Source organism: Gemmobacter caeruleus (assembly GCF_008271655.1).
Lineage (GTDB): Bacteria > Pseudomonadota > Alphaproteobacteria > Rhodobacterales > Rhodobacteraceae > Gemmobacter > Gemmobacter caeruleus.
Map to the genome: position 1 here is coordinate 151,201 of NZ_VKKX01000052.1, position 17,858 is coordinate 169,058.

Genomic DNA, 17,858 nt, shown 5'->3' on the forward strand with positions numbered 1-17,858 from the left:
GGATCAGAACAGTTCGTCAAGGATGGAATCGAAGGCGGCGATCAGACGGTCAATCTGTTTCGCCTTGGTGGCGGGGCTGACCAGCATCATGTTGTGGAAGGGCGCAATGAGACAACCGCGATTGAGCAGCGCCGTATGCAGCGCAGCCTCGACCGCGGGCTGATGGGCCTGCGCGGCGGCGGCACCGTTCTTGAGCGGCCCCGGCGCGCAAATGAATTCCACCCGCGCGCCCACCCGCACCACATGCCAGGGCGCACGATGTTTCTCGATGCTGCGGCGCAGGCCGGCGGACAGACGCTCGGCGCCTTTTTCCATGTGGCGATAGGCTTTTGGCGTCATGACTTCAGACAGGTTGGCGCGCAGGCAGGCGAATTGCAGCGGGTTGCCCGACAGGGTGGTGCCCATGCCGGAATGCCCTGCCGGGCGCCGCGCGTCATAGGCGGCGAAACGCTCGGCCACCTCGGCGCGCATGCCCCAGACCGCCGTCGGCAGCCCGCCCGCCACGCATTTGCCCACCACGAACATGTCGGGATTGAGCGAATGCACCCGCGTATAGCCGCCATAGCCCGAAGAAATCGTATGCGTTTCGTCGATGATCAGCAGCGCGCCATACTTGCGGCTGAGCTGGCGCAGCCCGTCATGAAAGCCCGCCTCGGGCAGGACCATGCAGGAATTGGTCATCACCGGCTCGGTCAGGATCGCCGCGATCTCGCCGGTTTGCAACGCGGCCTCGACGGCGGCCAGATCGTTGAATTCAACCGCCGTGGCCCCTTGCGACAGATCTGAGAATTGTCCGACAAGACCCTGACGTGATTGCGTTTTTCCGTCGCGCAGTTCCACCATCGTATCGTCCAGCGTGCCGTGATAGCAGCCGTTGAACACCAGAACCTTGCGCCGCCCCGTCACCGCCCGCGCCACCCGCAGGGCAAAGCGGTTGGCATCGGTCGCGGTGGTGGCGATCTGCCACTGGAAGGCGCCGAAGGTCTGGGTCAGCAGCGCGGCCGCCTCCAGCGACGCTTCGGTCGGCAGCATGTAGGTCAGGCCGTGCCGGGCCTGCCGGCGGATCGCGCGGGCCACCGCGGCCGGCGAATGGCCGAACATCGACCCGGTATCGCCCAGACAGAAATCGTCGATCTCATGCCCGTCCAGATCGGTCAGCCGCGCGCCGCTGGCGGTTTTCACCAGCAGCGGAAAGGGCATGGGCCAATCCTTCATCCAATGCATCGGCACGCCGTCCAGAAAGGCGGCGGCCCCCTCGGCCAGCGCGGCCTGCGTGCGGGGGCGGGCCTTGGCATAGGCGGCCGCCTCGCGCCGGATCAGGCGGTCAAGACGGTCGCGGCGCAGGCCGGCGACAAGATCGGGTTCGGGCATGGCATCCTCCGCAGTTGACTGCTTATCTCGCCTAATTTGATCAAATTCAAGCGCGACTTTTGGCCGGGCACTGCGTTTCATGGGCATGTCATGCAAAAATTGCATGTCTGCTGCCGGCAGAACAGACTTGCCAGCCCCCCGGCGGCGCGGCACCAAGCGCGGCAGACCGGCCCAGGAAGGAACGCCCCCGTGACCCAGCTTGACACCCGCATCCGCAACAGCGCACTGCGCCAGCGCGTCACCGATGCCGATGCGGCGGCGGCGCTGATCCAGGATGGCATGGTGGTGGGCATGTCGGGCTTCACCCGCTCGGGCGAGGCCAAGGCGGTGCCGATGGCGCTGGCGGCGCGCGCCCGGGCGCATCCGATGAAGATCACGCTGATGACCGGCGCCAGCCTCGGGCATGATCTGGACCGCACCCTGGCCGAGGCGCATGCCCTGTCACGCCGCATCCCCTTCATGTCCGATCCCGGCCTGCGCGCCGCGATCAACCGGGGCGAGGTGATGTATGTCGATCAGCACCTGTCGGAAACGGTGGAGATGCTGCGCACCCGCCAGATGCCCGGCGTCGATGTCGCGGTGATCGAGGCGGTGGCCATCACCGAAAACGGCGGCATCGTGCCCACGACCTCGGTCGGCAATTCCGCCAGTTTCGCGATTCTCGCCGAAAAGGTGATCGTGGAGATCAATCTCAACCAGCCCGTCACGCTGGAGGGGCTGCACGATATCTATATCCCCACCTGGCGCCCGAACCGGCAGCCGATTCCGGTCATGCACCCCGAAACCCGCGCGGGCCTGCCCTATATCCCGGTGCCGCCGGAAAAGATCGCGGCCATCGTGGTGACGGAAAAGACCGACAGCTACGCCACCATTCAGGGCCCCGATGACGAAACCCGCGCCATTGCGGGGCATCTGACGGAATTTCTGCTGAACGAGGTGCGGCAGGGGCGGCTGGATACCACTCTGGCGCCGCTTCAGGCCGGGATCGGCACCATCGCCAATGCGGTGTTGCACGGCTTCATCGACACGCCGTTTCACGACCTGACCATGTATTCCGAGGTCTTGCAGGATTCGACCTTCGATCTGATGGATGCGGGCAAGCTGGTCTTTGCCTCGGGGTCGGCCATCACCTTGTCGGAACAGCGGTTCCGCCAGATCCTGCCCCGGCTGGAGGACTACAAGCCGAAACTGCTGCTGCGCCCGCAAGAGATCTCGAACCACCCCGAGGTGGTGCGGCGGCTGGGGCTGATCTGCATCAACACGGCGCTGGAATTCGATCTTTATGGCAATGTGAATTCGACCCATGTCGCGGGCACGCAGATGATGAACGGCATCGGCGGGTCAGGCGATTTCGCGCGCAACGCCTATCTGTCGATCTTTGTCAGCAAATCCACCGCCAAGGGCGGGGCGATTTCCTCGGTCGTGCCGATGGTCAGCCATGTCGATCATACCGAACATGACGTGGATATTCTGGTCACCGAACATGGGCTGGCCGATCTGCGCGGGCTGGCCCCGCGCGAAAGGGCGCGGGTGATCCTGGCCCATTGCCCGCATCCCGACTGGCGCCCCGCGCTGGAGGATTACCACGCCCGCGCCCTGGCCAGAGGCGGCCATACCCCGCATCTGCTGGAGGAGGCGCTGAGCTGGCATGTCCGCCTGCGCGATACCGGCCGGATGCGTTGAGGGCGCGGTTCAGCCCGCGCGGATCTCGATCAGGCGCGGGCCGGTGGCCGGGGCGGCCAGCGCCGCGCGCAGGGCATCGGGCCGCGATTCGACGCTGGTAAAGGGCAGGTCGCAGGCGGCGGCAAACGCCTCCAGCCGCAGGGGCGAGGGGGTGCAGCCGGTGACCGGCACCGCCGCCGCCGTCATCGCCTCGGCGATTTCGCGGTACCCGGCATTGTTCCAGACCACAAAGGTCACGGGCAGGTTTTCATCCCGCGCGACGCGCAATTCGGCGGCGGAAAATTGCAGCCCGCCATCGCCGATCAGGCAGATCACCGGCAGGCCGGGGGCGGCGATGCTGGCCCCGATGGCGGCGCCCGGGCCATAGCCAAGCGCACCAAAGCCGGTCGCGGCATTGAACCAGCCGCCGGGCCGGTCGTGATCGTAGAACAGGTTGCCGGCATAGACCGGCTGGGTGCTGTCGCCCACGATCAGCGCGCCGGGCAGGGCGTCGCGCATGGCCTCGACCATGGCAAGCTGATGCGGCATGGCGGGATGCAGCCCCGCCAGTTCGGCCCGCGCCGCGGCGCGGGCGGTGGCGGCGTGATCGGCGCCGGCGGCCTGGCGCGGGCGCAGGCGCGGCAGCAGCGCCAGCAGGGCGGCGGTGCTGTCGGCCTCGACCCGGCAGGCCGCCGCGTGCCGGGCCAGTTGCAGCGGGCAGAGATCGACCCGCACCATCCCGGACAGGTCGGGGAAGTTGCCACGCACATACATGTCGTAATCGGTTTGCCCCAGTTCGGTGCCCAGGGCCAGCACGCGATCCGCCGCCGCGATCAGCGCGCGCGTGGCGTCCAGACTGGGTGAGGCCGGCACGCACAGCGGGTGCCCGTGCAGCAGCCCGCGCGCATTGGTGGTCAGCACCACGGGCGCATCCAGCCGTTCCGCCACCTGCCGCAGCGCGGTCTCGGCCCGGCGGGCGCCGCCGCCGGCCAGGATGACCACGCGCCCGGCGGTGTTGAGCAGCGCCGCCGCCTCGGCCACCGCGCCGGGATCGGGCGCCTTGGGCGCGGCGGGGGAAGGCAGGCGGGGCGGGGCGGCGGGCAGGGGCATCACATCGGTCGGCACCTCCAGATGCACCGGGCCGGGGCGGCCGCTGTCCAGCGCGGCAAAGACCTGCGCCAGAACCGGCTCCAGCATCTCGGGCGCGGTGATCTGGAAGCTGGGGCAGAGCGCCCTGACCATCGCCGCCTGATCGGGCAGCTCGTGCAGAAGACCAAGGCCCTGGCCCAGGCTGGCGCGGCGATTGACGCCCGAGATGACCAGCATCGGCACGCTGTCGGCCCGGGCCTGCGCCATCGCGGTCAGCGCATTGGTCAGCCCCGGCCCGGTGATGACAAACGCCACCCCCGGCTTGCCGCTGACCCGCGCATAGCCATCTGCCATGAAGGCCGCGCCCTGTTCGTGGCGCGGCGTCACATGGCGCAGGCCCGACCCCGGCAGGCCGCGATACAGTTCGATCGTATGGACCCCGGGGATGCCGAAGACCACCTCGACCCCGCGGGATTTCAGCCCCGCGACAAGGGCTTGGCCGACAGAGAGGCTCATGGCGGATGTCCTTTCAGGAAGGGGCGTTCAGGCGGCGCGGGCGCGCAGTTGCGCGGCATGGCGCAGGATGCGGGTGCAGCCCTCGGCGGTCTGGGCATCGGGCTGGGTCAGCGCCAGCCGCAGCCAGCCCGTCAGCGCGGGGCCGAAACTTTCGCCCGGCATCACCGCCACATGTTCGGCCTCCAGCAACGACAGCGCAAAGGCCTCGCCGCTCAGGCCGGTGGCGCGGATATCGACCAGCGCGAACATCCCCGCCTGCGGCACATGCACCCGCAGCCCGTGCTGACCATCCAGCCGGTCCCGAAGCATGGCGGCGCGGGCGGCAAAGCGCGCGGTCATCCCCGGCGCCACCTCGGACGGCGCGTTGACCGCCTGCGCGGTCATGTCGGCGATGAAGGGCTGGTTGCCGAACAGCATCGTTTCCGACAGCGGCAGCAGGCGGGCGCAGAATTCGGCCGGGCCCACGCACCAGCCCGACCGAAAGCCGGGCGCCGCGTGGGATTTGGAGATCGAGGCGCAGGCGATGCTGCGATCCGCCAGTTCCGGCAGATCGAGCGGCGAGGCGAAACTGACCCCCGGAAAGACCAGATCCTCATAGACCTCGTCCGACACGATCCACAGGTCATGCGCCGCGGCGACCGCGCCGATGGCGACCAGATCGTCGCGCGTCAGCACCGCGCCCGTGGGATTGTGCGGGGTATTGAGCAGGATGGCGCGCGTGCGCGGTGTCACCGCCGCCGCCAGATCGGCGGGGTCAAGGCGAAAGCCGCGCTCGGCCCGCAGCGACACCGGCACCGGCACCGCGCCGGTCGCGCGGATCAGCCCTTCATAGGTGGCATACATCGGGTCGCCCACCAGCACCTCGTCGCCGGTTTCGGCCAGCGCCATCAGCACGGCGTAAAGCGTGGTCTGGGTGCCGGGAAAGCACATGACGTTTTCCGGCCCGAAATGCCGCCCGCGCCGGGCGGAATAGCGCGCGGCCAGCGCCCGGGTCAGCCCCGGCTCGCCCTGACCGTTGGAATAGCCGGTGCGCCCCGCGAACATCGCCCGCGACGCGGTTTCCATCAGCGCCTCGGGGCAGGGCACATCGGGTTCGCCAATGGTGAATTCCAGAATGCCATGCCCCTCGGCCTTCATCTGGCGCGCCTTCAGATGCACGGCCCATTTGGCCCCGCCAAGGCCCGACAGACGGTCAAGGATGGTCGCGTAGCGCATCAGTCACTCTCCAGTTCCGGCAGATGGGCCAGCAGGTCGCGCCCCAGAATGGCGCCGACCGATTGCAGGCCGATGGTTTCCAGCTCGCGCGGGGCAAAGGCGTCGGGCAGGGCGCAGCCTTCCAGCCACAGCCCGTCGATCACCCCGTTACAGGCAATCGCCAGTGCCCGCAGCCGCGCGGGATCGTTGGGGCCAAGCGCCGCGATCAGCGATTCCAGCAGGTCGCGATAGCCCAGATAGGTTTCGGCATGGACCGCCGCCATGTCAGGATCGCCGCGCACCTGATGGATGAACCCGGCCCACAGCCCCATGCGATGCGGATCCATCACCGGCGGACGCAGGGCGGCCGCGACAAAGGCCGCCAGCCGCGCCTCGGCCGAGGGGTGGGGGGCTTGCAGCACGGCGGCGTTGTCGTCGCTCATGGCTGTCATCATGGCGCGATAGGCCTCGCGCACCAGATCTTCCTTGCTGCGGAAGTAATGGCGGATCAGGCCCGGCGTCACGCCCGCGCGGTCGGCGATGGCGCGCACGGTGGCGGCTTGCGGTCCGCCCGCGGCGATCAGGTCAAGCGCGGCCGCAATCAGCGCCTCGCGCCGCCGCTCCTCGCCCTCGCGGGTGAATTTCTTGCGTTCGCCCGTCATGAACCCCACCATGCCGCCCGTCCGGCAGATTGATCGACCCCTGCAATTATACACTTGCATAATTACAGAAGCGGGGTCTTACTGCAATCAGCAAGTGACGGAGTCCCGATGCCAGTGACCGCCGACAATGCCATGACAGCCGCCGCCGACGCGCGACCCGAGGCGATCCGGGTCGAGGGGTTGCGCAAATCCTTCGGCACGCTGGAGGTGCTGAAAGGCGTCTCGCTGACCGCGCGCGAGGGCGATGTGGTGGCGATCATCGGCGGCTCGGGCTCGGGCAAATCGACCATGTTGCGCTGCATCAACTTTCTGGAAACCCCAAGCGCCGGGCGGATCGTGATCGGCGGCGAGGCGGTGGCGATGCGCCCCGATGGCAGCCCCGCCGACCGGCGCCAGATCGAACGGCTGCGCCAAAGCCTTGGCATGGTGTTTCAGCAGTTCAACCTGTGGAGCCACCGCACCATCCTGGAAAACCTGATCGAGGTGCCGGTGCATGTGCTGGGCGTGCCGAAGGCCGAGGCTGTGGCCCGCGCGCAGACCCTGCTTGACCGGGTGGGGCTGGCGGCCAAGGCCGATGCCTGGCCCGCCTTCCTGTCGGGCGGCCAGCAACAGCGCGCGGCCATCGCCCGCGCTTTGTGCATGCAGCCGCGCGCGATGTTGTTCGACGAACCGACCAGCGCGCTGGACCCCGAACTGGTGGGCGAGGTGCTGGCCGTGATCCGCGATCTGGCCGCCGAAGGGCGCACCATGATCCTGGTCACGCATGAGATGAAATTCGCCCGCGAGGTCGCGGATCATGTGATCTATCTGCATAACGGCGTGATCGAGGAGGAGGGCCCGCCCGAGGCCCTGTTCGGCGCGCCCCGCTCCGACCGGCTCAAGCAATTCCTGAGAAGTGTGGGATAACCCACCGTTACCAACAGAGAGGTATGCCCTGATGAAGAAACTTGCCCTGACCGCGCTGGCCGCCCTGATGCTTTCGGGTGCCGCCATGGCCGAGACCGTGAAGGTGGGCATCGCCGCCGAGCCCTATCCGCCCTTCGCCTCGCCCGATGCCAGCGGCAAATGGACCGGCTGGGAGGTGGACCTGATCGGCGCCGTCTGCAAGGCCGCCGAGATGGAGTGCGAAATCGTGCCGGTGGCCTGGGATGGCATCATCCCCGCGCTGACCGCCGGTCAGATCGACGCGATCATGGCCTCGATGTCGATCACCGAGGAACGGCTGAAGACCATCGACTTTTCCAACAAGTATTACAACACCCCGACCGTGATCGTGGCCGCCAAGGGCGGCGACATCGCCGCCACGCCCGAGGGGCTGGCCGGCAAGATCCTCGGCGTGCAGGTTTCGACCATCCATGAGGCCTATGCGCAAAAGCACTTTGCCGGCAGCGTGGCCGAGATCAAGGTCTATCAGACCCAGGACGAGGCCAATCAGGATCTGGTCGCCGGCCGGATCGACGCGACCCAGGCCGACAGCATCGCGCTGGATGCCTTCCTCGCCTCGGCCGAAGGGGCGGCCTGCTGCGAGGTGAAGGGCGCGGTGGCGGATGACCCGGATGTGCTGGGTCTGGGCGTCGGCGTCGGCCTGCGCAAGGGCGAGGATGCGCTGAAGGAAAAATTCAACGCGGGCATCGCCAAGGTGCTGGAGGATGGCACTTATGAAGCGATCTCCAAGCGCTATTTCGCCTCGTCGATCTATGGCGGCTGAGCGCCGTGTCGGGGCTGGTTGCGGCCACCGCGACGCTTGAGCTGCTGCAACTGGAGCCCCCCGGCTGGGGGGCGCCCTTGCTGCGCGGGCTGGCCAGTTCGATGATGATCGCCTTTGGCGCCTATGGGCTGGGCCTGCTGCTGGGCCTGTGCGGCGCCTTTGGCAAGCTTTATGGCGGGCCGGTGCTGCGTGACCTGATGGCGGTCTATACGACCGTGGTGCGGGCGGTGCCGGAACTCGTGCTGATCCTGATCCTGTTCTATGCCGGCACCGATGCGGTGAACCAGATCCTGCTGGGGCTGGGCTATGACCGCATCCAGATTTCCGGTGTGGCGGCGGGGATCGGGGTTCTGGGCGTGGTGCAGGGCGCCTATGCGACCGAGGTGCTGCGCGGCGCCATTCAGGCGGTGCCGGCGGGCCAGATCGAGGCCGCGCGCGCCATGGGCATGGCGCCCGCCATGATCGCGCGACGGGTGACGCTGCCCCTGATGCTGCCCAATGCCCTGCCGGGCCTGGGCAATCTGTGGCTCAATGCCACCAAGGATACCGCGCTGCTGGCGGTGGTGGGCTTTGCCGAACTGACCCAGACCACGCGACAGGCCGCCGGCGCGACCAAGGCCTATTTCACCTTCTTCATGGCGGCGGGGGTGCTTTATCTGACCATCTCGTTGATTTCGGGCTGGATTTTCGCCCGGATGGAACGCCGCGCCCGTCGTGGCATGCCGGAGATGCGCGCATGATCCTGACCCGCGCCTTCTGGCAACCGCATCGCATTGTGCTGGCCGCGATCGCCATCGCCATCGTGGTGTTTTGCGCGGTGACGCTGCGATGGGACTGGGTGCCGAAATATCTGCCGCTGGCGGCACAGGGCCTGTGGCGCACGATCTGGATCCTGCTCACCTCGGTCGTGCTGGGCCTGATGCTGGCGATTCCGCTAGGGCTGGCGCAGGCCGTGGGGCCGTGGTTCCTGGCCTGGCCGGCGCGTGCCTTCTGCACGGTGATCCGGGGCACGCCGCTGCTGCTGCAACTCTGGCTGCTCTATTACGGGCTGGGCTCGCTGTTCCCGCAAATCCCCTGGATCCGGCAAAGCGATCTCTGGCCCATCCTGAGGCAGGCCTGGCCCTATGGGCTGCTGGCGTTGACGCTCAGTTTCGCGGGCTATGAGGGCGAGGTGATGCGCGGCGCCTTCAAGGGCGTGCCCAAGGGGCAACTGGAGGCCGCCAAGGCCATGGGCATGCCGCGCTTCACCACCCTGCGCCGTATCTGGCTGCCGCAGGCGCTGCACCGGGTGCTGCCCACGCTGGGGGGCGAGACCGTGCTGCAACTGAAGGCAACCCCGCTGGTCGCCACCATCACCGTGGTCGATATCTACGCCGTGGCGAGCCGTGTGCGGCAGGACACTTTCCTGACCTATGAGCCGCTTTTGCTGCTGGCGCTGGTCTATATGGCGGTGACGGCGGTGATCGTCGTGATCTTCCGCTGGTTCGAACGCCGGGTGCCGACCCGCGTCGCCTGACCTGCCAAAGGAAAACCCCCGCCGGCAAGGGCGGGGGTTTCGGGGTCAGTCTTCCATCGCCTCCAGTTCGTCGATGAAGCCCGCGATCATCGACAGGCCCTTGTCCCAGAATTTCGGATCGCTCGCATCCAGACCAAAGGGCGCCAGCAATTCCTTGTGGTGTTTGGAACCGCCCGCGCTCAGCAGGTCGAAATACTTGTCCTCGAACCCCGGCAGGCCATCGGCATAGGCGGCATAAAGCGCATTCACCAGCCCGTCACCAAACGCATAGGCATAGACGTAGAACGGCGAATGCACGAAATGCGGGATATAGGCCCAGAAGGTTTCATACCCATCCATGAAATCGAAGGCCGGGCCAAGGCTTTCGGCCTGCACGCTCATCCACAGGGCGTTGATGTCGTCGGGGGTCAGCTCGCCCTCGGCCCGGGCCGCATGCAGCTTGCATTCGAAATCGTAGAACGCGATCTGGCGCACCACGGTATTGATCATGTCCTCGACCTTGCCGGCCAGCAGGGTCTTGCGTTCGGCCTTGGTTTTCGCGCCATCCAGCAACTTGCGGAAGGTCAGCATCTCGCCAAAGACGCTGGCGGTTTCGGCCAGTGTCAGCGGGGTGGAGGACAGCAATTCGCCCTGCGCCGCCGCCAACCGCTGATGCACGCCATGCCCCAGCTCATGCGCCAGCGTCATCACGTCGCGCGGCTTGCCCAGATAGTTCAGCATCACATAGGGATGCACCGTGGTCACGGTCGGGTGGGCAAAGGCGCCCGGGGCCTTGCCGGGTTTCACGCCGGCGTCGATCCAGCCCTTTGTGAAGAAAGGCTCCGCCAGTTCCGCCAGCCGGGGCGAGAAGGCGGCATAGGCATCCGACACCGTCTTGCGGGCGTCGTCCCAGCCGATGACCTTGGGCTGTTCGATCGGCAGGGGGGCGTTGCGATCCCAGACCTGCAACCGCTCCAGCCCCAGCCATTTCGCCTTGAGCGCGTAATAGCGGTGGCTCAGCTTGGGATAGGCCGCGACCACGGCATCGCGCAGCGCCTGCACCACCTCGGGTTCCACATGGTTCGACAGGTGGCGGCCATGCTGCGGGCTGGGCATCTTGCGCCAGCGGTCATGGATTTCCTTTTCCTTGGCCAGCGTGTTGTGGACACGGGCAAAGAGCTTGATATGGCGGTCGAAAACCCCGGCCAATGCCCGCGCCGCCGCCTCGCGTTTGGTGCGGTCGGTATCGGTCAGCAGGTTCAGAGTCGCCTCCAGGTTCAGCTCCTCCGCCTCGCCCGCGACCGAGAACATCAGCCCCGCCATCGTCTCGTCGAACAGCTTGTTCCAGGCGCTTGCCCCCACCACGCTTTCGTCATGCAAAAAGCGTTCGAGTTCGTCCGACAACTGATGCGGGCGCATGGCGCGCATGCGGTCAAAGACCGGCCTGTAGCGCGCCAGATCGGCATTGGCCGCCAGCAGCCCAGCCAGATGCGCATCATCCAGCCGGTTGAATTCCAGGCTGAAGAACACCAGCGGCGTGGTATAGGCGGTGACGCGATCCTGCGCATCGGCCATGAACTTGGCGCGTTCGCTGTCCATGGTGTTCTGGTAATAGCGCAGGCCCGCATAGGACATCAGGCGGCCGGCGATGATGTCGATCGCCTCGTAATCGCGCACGCAGGCCAGCAGACCGGCCGCGTCGAGGCTGGCAAGCCGGCCCTCATATCGCGTCGCGAAATCGGCGCAGGCAGTTTCCAGCCAAGCCATGTCGCGGGTCAGTTCCGGCGCGTCGGGGGCGGGGTAGAGATCGCGCAGATCCCAATCGGGCAGGTCGCCAAGGCCCCCCCCGGCGGCATGGGCGTCGAAAACCGGATGGGGCAGCGGCAAAGTCATGGGATACCTCGGATTGCTTTGCCCTCATCTAGGGGCGCGGGTCGGCCAAGCGCAAGAGCGGGCCCCGCATTTGCGCCGGCCCGCCGCCGCCCGCACCTTGCCCGGCACCGCATCGGCCGGCGCCGAAAGCGCAAGGATTCGACATTGCGGCCCGGATTTCTGCTGTTTCACCCCGCATCTGCACAAAAAACAGGCATTGCGCCGCGATCTTATCGGCGGTTCCGGCCCGCTGGTGCCTAAAATGCGACCGGCGCTTTTCTCTCCCCAAAGCGGTTGCTTAACTGGAACCAGAACAGATCAGGCCGCGACCGGGGGGTGGTTCAGGTGACCGACTATTTCAACGAGATGTATCAGAACGGCGCGGTGCGTCCCCCCTATGCCCGGCTGGAAGACTGGATGAAGCTGATGCCGGCCGAGTTGCGGCAGATGAAGCAGGCCGAGGCCGAAAGCCTGTTCCGCCGCATCGGCATCACCTTTGCCGTCTATGGCGAGGGCGGCGATCCCGACCGGCTGATCCCCTTTGACATGTTTCCCCGCGTTTTCACCGGGCAGGAATGGTCACGCCTGGAACGCGGCATCAAGCAGCGCGCCCGCGCGCTCAATGCCTTTCTGGTCGATGTCTATGGACGGGGCGAGATCGTGAAGGCCGGCCGCATCCCCGCGCGGCTGGTCTATCAGAACGAGGCCTATGAAAAGGCGGTGGTCGGTTTCGTGCCGCCCAAGGGGGTCTATTCCCACATCGTCGGCATTGATCTGGTGCGCACCGGCCCCGACGAATTCTTCGTGCTGGAGGACAATTGCCGCACGCCCTCGGGCGTCAGCTACATGCTGGAAAACCGCGAGATCATGATGCGGATGTTCCCCGACCTGTTCCGGGAAAACCGCATCCAGCCGGTTGATAGCTACAGCGAACGCCTGCGCCGGACGCTTGCCAGCGTGGCACCGGCCAAATGCAAGGGCGATCCCTGCATCGTCATCCTGACGCCGGGGCATTTCAACAGCGCGTATTACGAACACAGCTTTCTGGCCGACCTGATGGGGGTCGAACTGGTCGAGGGGCAGGATCTGTTCGTGGAGGGCGAATATGTCTACATGCGCACCACCGAAGGCCCGCGCCGGGTGGATGTGATCTATCGCCGGATCGACGACGCCTTCATCGACCCGCTCTGTTTCCGCCCCGACAGCATGCTGGGCGTGCCGGGGCTGATGGATGTCTACCGCTCGGGCGGGGTCAGCATCTGTTCTGCGCCGGGCGCGGGGGTGGCCGATGACAAGGCCGTCTACACTTTCGTGCCGGAAATGGTGCGCTTTTACCTGGGCGAGGAGCCGATCCTGAACAATGTCCCGACCTGGCAATGCGCCAAGGCGGATGACCTGAAATATGTGCTGGAACACCTGCCCGAACTGGTGGTCAAGGAGGTGCATGGCTCGGGCGGTTACGGGATGCTGGTGGGACCGAAGGCCACGAAGGACCAGGTGGAAACCTTCCGCAAGAAGATCGAGGACGACCCCGACAATTACATCGCCCAGCCGACGCTCGCGCTTTCGACCACGCCGACCTTCGTGGCCGAAGGCATCGCGCCGCGCCATGTGGATCTGCGGCCCTATTGTCTGGTCGGCGAACAGATCGACCTCGTGCCCGGCGGGTTGACCCGCGTCGCGCTGACCGAGGGCAGTCTTGTGGTGAACTCGTCGCAGGGTGGCGGGGTCAAGGATACCTGGGTGCTGGCGGAGTAAGACCATGCTGAGCAGAACCGCAGACAACCTCTACTGGATCGCCCGCTACATGGAGCGCGCCGATATCGCGGCGCGGCTGCTGGAGGTGGGGGCGCGCATCTCGCTGCTACCGTCCGCGCATGGCTATCGCAGCGAATGGGACAGCCTGTTGCAATCCTCGGGCACCGCCGACGGCTTTGCGAAGAAATATGGCGACCCGGTGCAACGCAATCTGGAAAGCTGGCTGTTCTTTGACCGCGACAACCCGTCTTCGGTCGCCAGTTGCATCACGGCGGCGCGCGAAAACGGCCGCATCGTGCGCACCGCGCTGACCAGCCAGGTCTGGGATGCGCTGAACACCGCCTTTCAGGAATTGCGCCAGATGGAGCGCAAGCCCCGGTCGGAGCTGGAGCTGAGCCTGCTGACCGAATGGGTGATGCGCCACGCCGCCATGGTGCGCGGCGCCATCGACGCCACGCTCTTGCGCAATGACGGCTACAACTTTCTCAATCTCGGCTATTATCTGGAACGCGGCGACAACACCGCCCGGATGATGGATGTGAAATATTACGTCCTGCTGCCCCGGATCGAATTCGTGGGCTCGGGGCTGGACAATTACCAGTGGACCACGCTTCTGCGGGCCATGGGCGCGCATCGGGCCTTTCACTGGGCCTATGGCGGCGAGGTGACGGCGGCCAAGATCGCCGATTTCCTGATCCTCAACCCGCAAAGCCCGCGCTCGCTCATCACCTGCGTCGCGGGGATGAACAACCATCTGGGGCGGCTGGCCAAGGCCTATGGCCGCGTGACGCGCGCGCAGGGCAAGGGGGCGGCGATGCTGGCGGAACTGGAAACGACGACGGTGGAAAAGGTCTTTGACGAGGGGCTGCACGAATTCCTCAGCCGCTTCATCGGTGAAAGCGCCGAACTGGGCGGGCTGATCCATGAGGGCTATCTGAGCGGGGATGTGCGCTGATGCGTCTGACTGTCGATCATGTGACCCGCTACAGCTATGACCAGCCGGTGCGCGGCGTGGTGCAGAGCCACCGCCTGACGCCCACGGCATTCGAGGGGCAGACCGTGCTGGACTGGACGGTCGAGGTGACCGACGGCCTGGCCGGCGGCGCCTTCCGCGATGGTGCGGGCGACCGGATCCAGAGCTGGTCGGTGCAGGGGCCGGTGTCGGAAATCGTGGTGCGGGTGCGCGGCACGGTGGAAACCGTCGATCTGGCCGGCATGTTGAAGGGCCATCGCGAAACCGTGCGCCCCGAGGTCTATCTGCGCGAAACTCATGCCACCTGGGCCGATGCCGCGCTGGTGGCGCTGTCTGCCGCCGCCGAGGGGGCGGAGGGGCCGCTGGACGCCGCGCATCGCCTGTCCGAGGCGGTGGCCGAGGCGATCGCCTATGAACCCGGCGCGACCGAGGCCCATACCACCGCCGCCGAGGCGCTGGCCAAGGGCGCCGGTGTCTGCCAGGACCACGCCCATGCCCTGATCGCGGTGGCGCGGGCGCGCGAGATCCCGGCACGCTATGTCTCGGGCTATCTCTGCGCCGATGCGGAGGGCGCGCCGCATGAGGCCGCCCATGCCTGGGCAGAGCTGTTCATCGCCGGGCTGGGCTGGATCGGCTTTGACCCGGCGAATCGATGCTGCCCGGATGCGCGCTATATCCGGCTGGGATCGGGTCTTGACGCGCAGGATGCCGCGCCCATCCGTGGTGTGGCGCGCGGGCCCGGCTCCGAGACGATGGATGTGCGCGTCTCTGTCGCGCCCGGCGGCGGACAAAGCCAGTCGCAGGGCCAGCAATGATCCGGCACCCGGTTGCGCCCGCGCGGGCGCGGCCCTAGTCTTGCCCGCAATCAGACTACGGAACCGATCATGACCTATTGCGTGGGCCTTCTCCTGAATGAAGGCATGGTGCTTCTGTCCGATACGCGGACCAATGCGGGGCTCGACAATATCTCGACCTATCGCAAGATGTTCACCTTTGAAGATCCGGGCGAAAGGGTGATCGCCATCATGACGGCGGGCAGCCTGAGCGTGACCCAGACCACCATCGCGCGGCTGCGCGAGGCGATGGAGGATGACGACGCCACCGGCGAGACCTCGATCATGCAGGCCCCCACCATGCTCAAGGTCGCGGAGATCGTGGGCAACATGCTGTCGCAGGTGCGCGCCGAGATCGGCGAGAAGATGGCCACCATGAAGCAGAGCGCAAGCGCCAGCATGATCGTGGCGGGGCAGCGCAAGGGCGGCGCGATGCGGCTGTTCCTGATCTATCCCGAGGGGAATTTCATCGAGGCGACCGAGGACACGCCCTTTCTGCAAATCGGCGAGCATAAATATGGCAAGCCGATCCTTGACCGCGTGGTGCGGCCGGAAACCAGCCTGGCCGACGCGCAGAAGGCGGTTCTGCTGAGCATGGATTCGACGCTGCGGTCCAACCTGTCGGTCGGCATGCCGCTGGATTTGGCGGTGATCGCGGCCGAGGAATGCCGGATCAGCCAACGCCGCCGGATCGAGGCCGGCGATCCGCAATTCCGTGCCATGTCAGAGGCCTGGTCGGCGGCGCTGCGCGACGGCTTTACACAGATCGTGATCTGAACCGGCCCGCCGCCGCAGGGCTGCCCCCGCGGGGTGATCGGCAAAAGAAGAAGGGGCGGGGGCGTCAGCCGGTCCTGTCGAACAGCCGCAACATGGCGTCGTGAAAGCGGTCGCGATGCAGCGGGCGCTCCATCAGCAATTCGTGTTCGGCCTTGCGATACAGGTCGAGATGCCCGCCCGGCCAGGCCGCCATGCGCTGTCGCACCGGCGGCACGGCGATGATGCGTTCGGAACTGCCCAGGGCCACATAGGCGGGGCAGGCGGGGCTGGCCATGCGCGCCAGCGCCTGCATCTCGCGAAAGGCGGCGTCGAGCCAGGTGATCGAGGGGCCGCCCAGGGCCAGATCGGGGTGATGGGTCACATGCTGGCGCATCCACTGCCACATCGCGGGATCGCGGGTCAGCATGTTCCAGCGAAAGCGCGCTTGCAGCACATAGGCGGCATGGGTCGTGGTCGGGGTCAGGCGGTGGCCTTGCCCCCGGTCATGCAGCAGCGCGGCCAGATGCCGCGCCATGGGTTGCGGCACCGGAAAGGCGCGGATGCCCCACATCGGCGCCGAAAAGGCGGCGCTGGCCACCGGCAGCCCGTCGATCAGCGCGCGCAGGGCGATGCAGCCGCCCATCGAATGACTGACCACCTGCCAGGGTTCCGGCAGGCCAAGGCGGCGCATCCAGCCGGTCAGCACCCCGACATCGGTCTGGTATTCCGCGAAATCCGCGACATGGCCCAGCATCGGGTCCGGGTGGTGGCGGCTGGAAAGCCCTTGACCGCGCCAGTCCAGCGTCACCACATGCCAGCCCGCCCGCGCCAGGAACGCGGCGGTCGGGCCGTATTTCTCGGCATATTCGGAGCGGCCGGTGAAAATCATCACCGTGCCGCGCGCGTGGGCGGTGGCGGCGGGCCAATGCACCAGCCGCAGCCGCGCGCCATCGGCCGTCTCGGCCCAGACGGCCGCGCCGCCAGCGGGGCCTTGCGCCGCCTGTTCGTAAAGCGGCGCCGCCCGCATCAGCCCAGCACCGCGCCCAGTTGCATCGCCATGCCCATATTGCCATCGACCGACAGCTTGCCGGTCATGAAGGCGGCGGTCGGGTTCATCTCGCCCTCCAGAATGGCGCGGAACACCTCGGCCTCGGCGGTCAGGGTCACGTCCGCTTCCTCATCCGCGGCGCGCACGCCGTTCTGGTCGATCATGATCGCCCCCTCGCCGGGGATCACGAATTTCGCCACGCCGTCAAAGCTGGAAACCTTGGCCGACAGGCCCTCGACCGCCTTGGTGATCACATCGCTCATGTCTCTCTCCGTCTCTTCCCCTGAAAGTGAGCAGGGGGTTCTGGCTTTTCCGCCCCTCTGCGCTACACTGCAAGCATGAAAGCCAGGTTACCCTTCGACAAGCGGATCGTTGCGGCATTTGCCGTGCTTGTGATGCTTGCCGTGGCGGCAGGGGACGGGCAGGCCGGGCCGAAGGAAGACGCGGCCAGGCTGGAGGAGCTGTTCACCGCCCTGAAGACCGCCGATACCGGCGCCGCGCGCGCGATCGAGGCCGATATCTGGCGGCTTTGGTCACGCTCGGGGTCGGCGGCGATGGATCTGCTGCTGGAACGGGCCGAAAAGGCGCTGCAACAGGGCGATTACGAGGTGGCGCTGGATCATCTGACCGCGCTGACCGACCACGCCCCCGATTTCGCCGAAGGCTGGAACCAGCGGGCGGTCGCCTATTTCCAGATGGGGCGTTTCGGCCAGTCGGTTGCCGATATCCGGCGCACGCTGGCGCTCAACCCCCGGCATTTCGGCGCGCTGGCCGGCTTTGGCGCGATTCTCGAGGCGATGGAACGCCCCGATCAGGCGCTGGAGGTCTATCGCGCCGCGCTTGCTATACATCCCCATCTGGAGGGGGTAGAGGAGGCGGTGAAGCGTCTGGAGGCCAAGGTCGCCGGGCAGGGGATCTGAG

The 17,858-nt window shown here is 66.8% G+C and carries 17 protein-coding genes; 10 read left to right on the plus strand and 7 right to left on the minus strand.

Annotated features, from left to right (window positions below; translation table 11 throughout):
* Nucleotides 1-3: 3 nt before the first annotated feature.
* The gene (locus FOA17_RS17595) at nt 4-1,371 is read right to left on the minus strand and encodes an aspartate aminotransferase family protein (RefSeq protein ID WP_149142814.1); all 1,368 of its coding nucleotides are present in this window, start codon (nt 1,369-1,371) and stop codon (nt 4-6) included.
* A 189-nt stretch (nt 1,372-1,560) separates the two neighbouring features.
* Here FOA17_RS17595 and FOA17_RS17600 point away from each other — a divergent pair, with 189 nt between their 5' ends.
* On the plus strand, nt 1,561-3,054 hold the full coding sequence (locus FOA17_RS17600; RefSeq protein ID WP_238991871.1) for an acetyl-CoA hydrolase/transferase family protein: 1,494 nt from the start codon (nt 1,561-1,563) through the stop codon (nt 3,052-3,054).
* A 9-nt stretch (nt 3,055-3,063) separates the two neighbouring features.
* Here the strand turns inward: FOA17_RS17600 and FOA17_RS17605 are convergent, their stop codons facing one another.
* From FOA17_RS17605 to FOA17_RS17615, 3 genes are read right to left on the minus strand one after another with little or no spacing between them, the layout of a single operon-like run.
* The gene (locus tag FOA17_RS17605; protein ID WP_149142816.1) at nt 3,064-4,638 is read right to left on the minus strand and encodes a 5-guanidino-2-oxopentanoate decarboxylase; all 1,575 of its coding nucleotides are present in this window, start codon (nt 4,636-4,638) and stop codon (nt 3,064-3,066) included.
* A gap of 27 nt (nt 4,639-4,665) precedes the next feature.
* Nucleotides 4,666-5,853 carry a pyridoxal phosphate-dependent aminotransferase gene (locus tag FOA17_RS17610; protein WP_149142817.1) on the minus strand — a complete coding sequence of 396 codons (1,188 nt, stop codon included), beginning with the start codon at nt 5,851-5,853 and terminating at the stop codon, nt 4,666-4,668.
* Entirely contained in the window at nt 5,853-6,494 is a 642-nt protein-coding gene (locus FOA17_RS17615; protein WP_149142904.1) for a TetR/AcrR family transcriptional regulator, read from the minus strand. Before FOA17_RS17615 ends, FOA17_RS17610 begins: the two co-directional genes overlap by 1 nt.
* Nucleotides 6,495-6,602: 108 nt before the next feature.
* Between FOA17_RS17615 and FOA17_RS17620 the strand changes: the two genes are divergently transcribed.
* From FOA17_RS17620 to FOA17_RS17635, 4 genes are read left to right on the plus strand one after another with little or no spacing between them, the layout of a single operon-like run.
* Nucleotides 6,603-7,400, plus strand: coding sequence for an ABC transporter ATP-binding protein (locus tag FOA17_RS17620; RefSeq protein ID WP_149142818.1), 798 nt, complete (start codon nt 6,603-6,605; stop codon nt 7,398-7,400).
* Between the two features lie 31 nt (nt 7,401-7,431).
* The gene (locus tag FOA17_RS17625) at nt 7,432-8,202 is read left to right on the plus strand and encodes a transporter substrate-binding domain-containing protein (protein WP_149142819.1); all 771 of its coding nucleotides are present in this window, start codon (nt 7,432-7,434) and stop codon (nt 8,200-8,202) included.
* Nucleotides 8,199-8,942, plus strand: coding sequence for an ABC transporter permease (locus FOA17_RS17630; protein WP_420841724.1), 744 nt, complete (start codon nt 8,199-8,201; stop codon nt 8,940-8,942). The genes FOA17_RS17625 and FOA17_RS17630 overlap by 4 nt, the downstream gene beginning before the upstream one ends.
* The gene (locus FOA17_RS17635; protein WP_149142820.1) at nt 8,939-9,718 is read left to right on the plus strand and encodes an ABC transporter permease; all 780 of its coding nucleotides are present in this window, start codon (nt 8,939-8,941) and stop codon (nt 9,716-9,718) included. The genes FOA17_RS17630 and FOA17_RS17635 overlap by 4 nt, the downstream gene beginning before the upstream one ends.
* Before the next feature lie 45 nt (nt 9,719-9,763).
* On the opposite strand, the gene FOA17_RS17640 is transcribed toward FOA17_RS17635, so the two are convergent.
* Nucleotides 9,764-11,590 (minus strand): M3 family oligoendopeptidase, encoded by a 1,827-nt coding sequence (locus FOA17_RS17640; protein WP_149142821.1) that lies wholly within the window; start codon nt 11,588-11,590, stop codon nt 9,764-9,766.
* Nucleotides 11,591-11,935: 345 nt separating this feature from the next.
* Here FOA17_RS17640 and FOA17_RS17645 point away from each other — a divergent pair, with 345 nt between their 5' ends.
* From FOA17_RS17645 to FOA17_RS17660, 4 genes are all read left to right on the plus strand, one after another.
* Entirely contained in the window at nt 11,936-13,327 is a 1,392-nt protein-coding gene (locus tag FOA17_RS17645) for a circularly permuted type 2 ATP-grasp protein (RefSeq protein ID WP_162528318.1), read from the plus strand.
* 4 nt (nt 13,328-13,331) lie between these two features.
* Nucleotides 13,332-14,282 (plus strand): alpha-E domain-containing protein, encoded by a 951-nt coding sequence (locus tag FOA17_RS17650; RefSeq protein ID WP_149142823.1) that lies wholly within the window; start codon nt 13,332-13,334, stop codon nt 14,280-14,282.
* The gene (locus tag FOA17_RS17655) at nt 14,282-15,115 is read left to right on the plus strand and encodes a transglutaminase family protein (protein ID WP_149142824.1); all 834 of its coding nucleotides are present in this window, start codon (nt 14,282-14,284) and stop codon (nt 15,113-15,115) included. Before FOA17_RS17650 ends, FOA17_RS17655 begins: the two co-directional genes overlap by 1 nt.
* A gap of 69 nt (nt 15,116-15,184) precedes the next feature.
* The gene (locus tag FOA17_RS17660; RefSeq protein ID WP_149142825.1) at nt 15,185-15,910 is read left to right on the plus strand and encodes a proteasome-type protease; all 726 of its coding nucleotides are present in this window, start codon (nt 15,185-15,187) and stop codon (nt 15,908-15,910) included.
* Nucleotides 15,911-15,974: 64 nt separating this feature from the next.
* On the opposite strand, the gene FOA17_RS17665 is transcribed toward FOA17_RS17660, so the two are convergent.
* The gene (locus FOA17_RS17665; RefSeq protein ID WP_149142826.1) at nt 15,975-16,916 is read right to left on the minus strand and encodes an alpha/beta hydrolase; all 942 of its coding nucleotides are present in this window, start codon (nt 16,914-16,916) and stop codon (nt 15,975-15,977) included.
* Complete coding sequence (locus tag FOA17_RS17670; RefSeq protein ID WP_149142827.1) at nt 16,916-17,200, minus strand: SCP2 sterol-binding domain-containing protein; 285 nt, start codon at nt 17,198-17,200, stop codon at nt 16,916-16,918. The genes FOA17_RS17665 and FOA17_RS17670 overlap by 1 nt, the downstream gene beginning before the upstream one ends.
* Nucleotides 17,201-17,332: 132 nt before the next feature.
* Here FOA17_RS17670 and FOA17_RS17675 point away from each other — a divergent pair, with 132 nt between their 5' ends.
* Nucleotides 17,333-17,857 carry a tetratricopeptide repeat protein gene (locus tag FOA17_RS17675; RefSeq protein ID WP_238991883.1) on the plus strand — a complete coding sequence of 175 codons (525 nt, stop codon included), beginning with the start codon at nt 17,333-17,335 and terminating at the stop codon, nt 17,855-17,857.
* Nucleotide 17,858: the final 1 nt, after the last annotated feature.

Bases quoted from the DNA above. Each gene is read 5' to 3' on its own strand.
- FOA17_RS17595 (WP_149142814.1), bottom strand. From the start codon at position 1,371: ATGCCCGAACCCGATCTTGTCGCCGGCCTGCGCCGCGACCGTCTTGAC.
- FOA17_RS17605 (WP_149142816.1), bottom strand. From the start codon at position 4,638: ATGAGCCTCTCTGTCGGCCAAGCCCTTGTCGCGGGGCTGAAATCCCGC.
- FOA17_RS17610 (WP_149142817.1), bottom strand. From the start codon at position 5,853: ATGCGCTACGCGACCATCCTTGACCGTCTGTCGGGCCTTGGCGGGGCC.
- FOA17_RS17615 (WP_149142904.1), bottom strand. From the start codon at position 6,494: ATGACGGGCGAACGCAAGAAATTCACCCGCGAGGGCGAGGAGCGGCGG.
- FOA17_RS17620 (WP_149142818.1), top strand. From the start codon at position 6,603: ATGCCAGTGACCGCCGACAATGCCATGACAGCCGCCGCCGACGCGCGA.
- FOA17_RS17625 (WP_149142819.1), top strand. From the start codon at position 7,432: ATGAAGAAACTTGCCCTGACCGCGCTGGCCGCCCTGATGCTTTCGGGT.
- FOA17_RS17635 (WP_149142820.1), top strand. From the start codon at position 8,939: ATGATCCTGACCCGCGCCTTCTGGCAACCGCATCGCATTGTGCTGGCC.
- FOA17_RS17640 (WP_149142821.1), bottom strand. From the start codon at position 11,590: ATGACTTTGCCGCTGCCCCATCCGGTTTTCGACGCCCATGCCGCCGGG.
- FOA17_RS17645 (WP_162528318.1), top strand. From the start codon at position 11,936: ATGTATCAGAACGGCGCGGTGCGTCCCCCCTATGCCCGGCTGGAAGAC.
- FOA17_RS17650 (WP_149142823.1), top strand. From the start codon at position 13,332: ATGCTGAGCAGAACCGCAGACAACCTCTACTGGATCGCCCGCTACATG.
- FOA17_RS17655 (WP_149142824.1), top strand. From the start codon at position 14,282: ATGCGTCTGACTGTCGATCATGTGACCCGCTACAGCTATGACCAGCCG.
- FOA17_RS17660 (WP_149142825.1), top strand. From the start codon at position 15,185: ATGACCTATTGCGTGGGCCTTCTCCTGAATGAAGGCATGGTGCTTCTG.
- FOA17_RS17665 (WP_149142826.1), bottom strand. From the start codon at position 16,916: ATGCGGGCGGCGCCGCTTTACGAACAGGCGGCGCAAGGCCCCGCTGGC.
- FOA17_RS17670 (WP_149142827.1), bottom strand. From the start codon at position 17,200: ATGAGCGATGTGATCACCAAGGCGGTCGAGGGCCTGTCGGCCAAGGTT.
- FOA17_RS17675 (WP_238991883.1), top strand. From the start codon at position 17,333: ATGCTTGCCGTGGCGGCAGGGGACGGGCAGGCCGGGCCGAAGGAAGAC.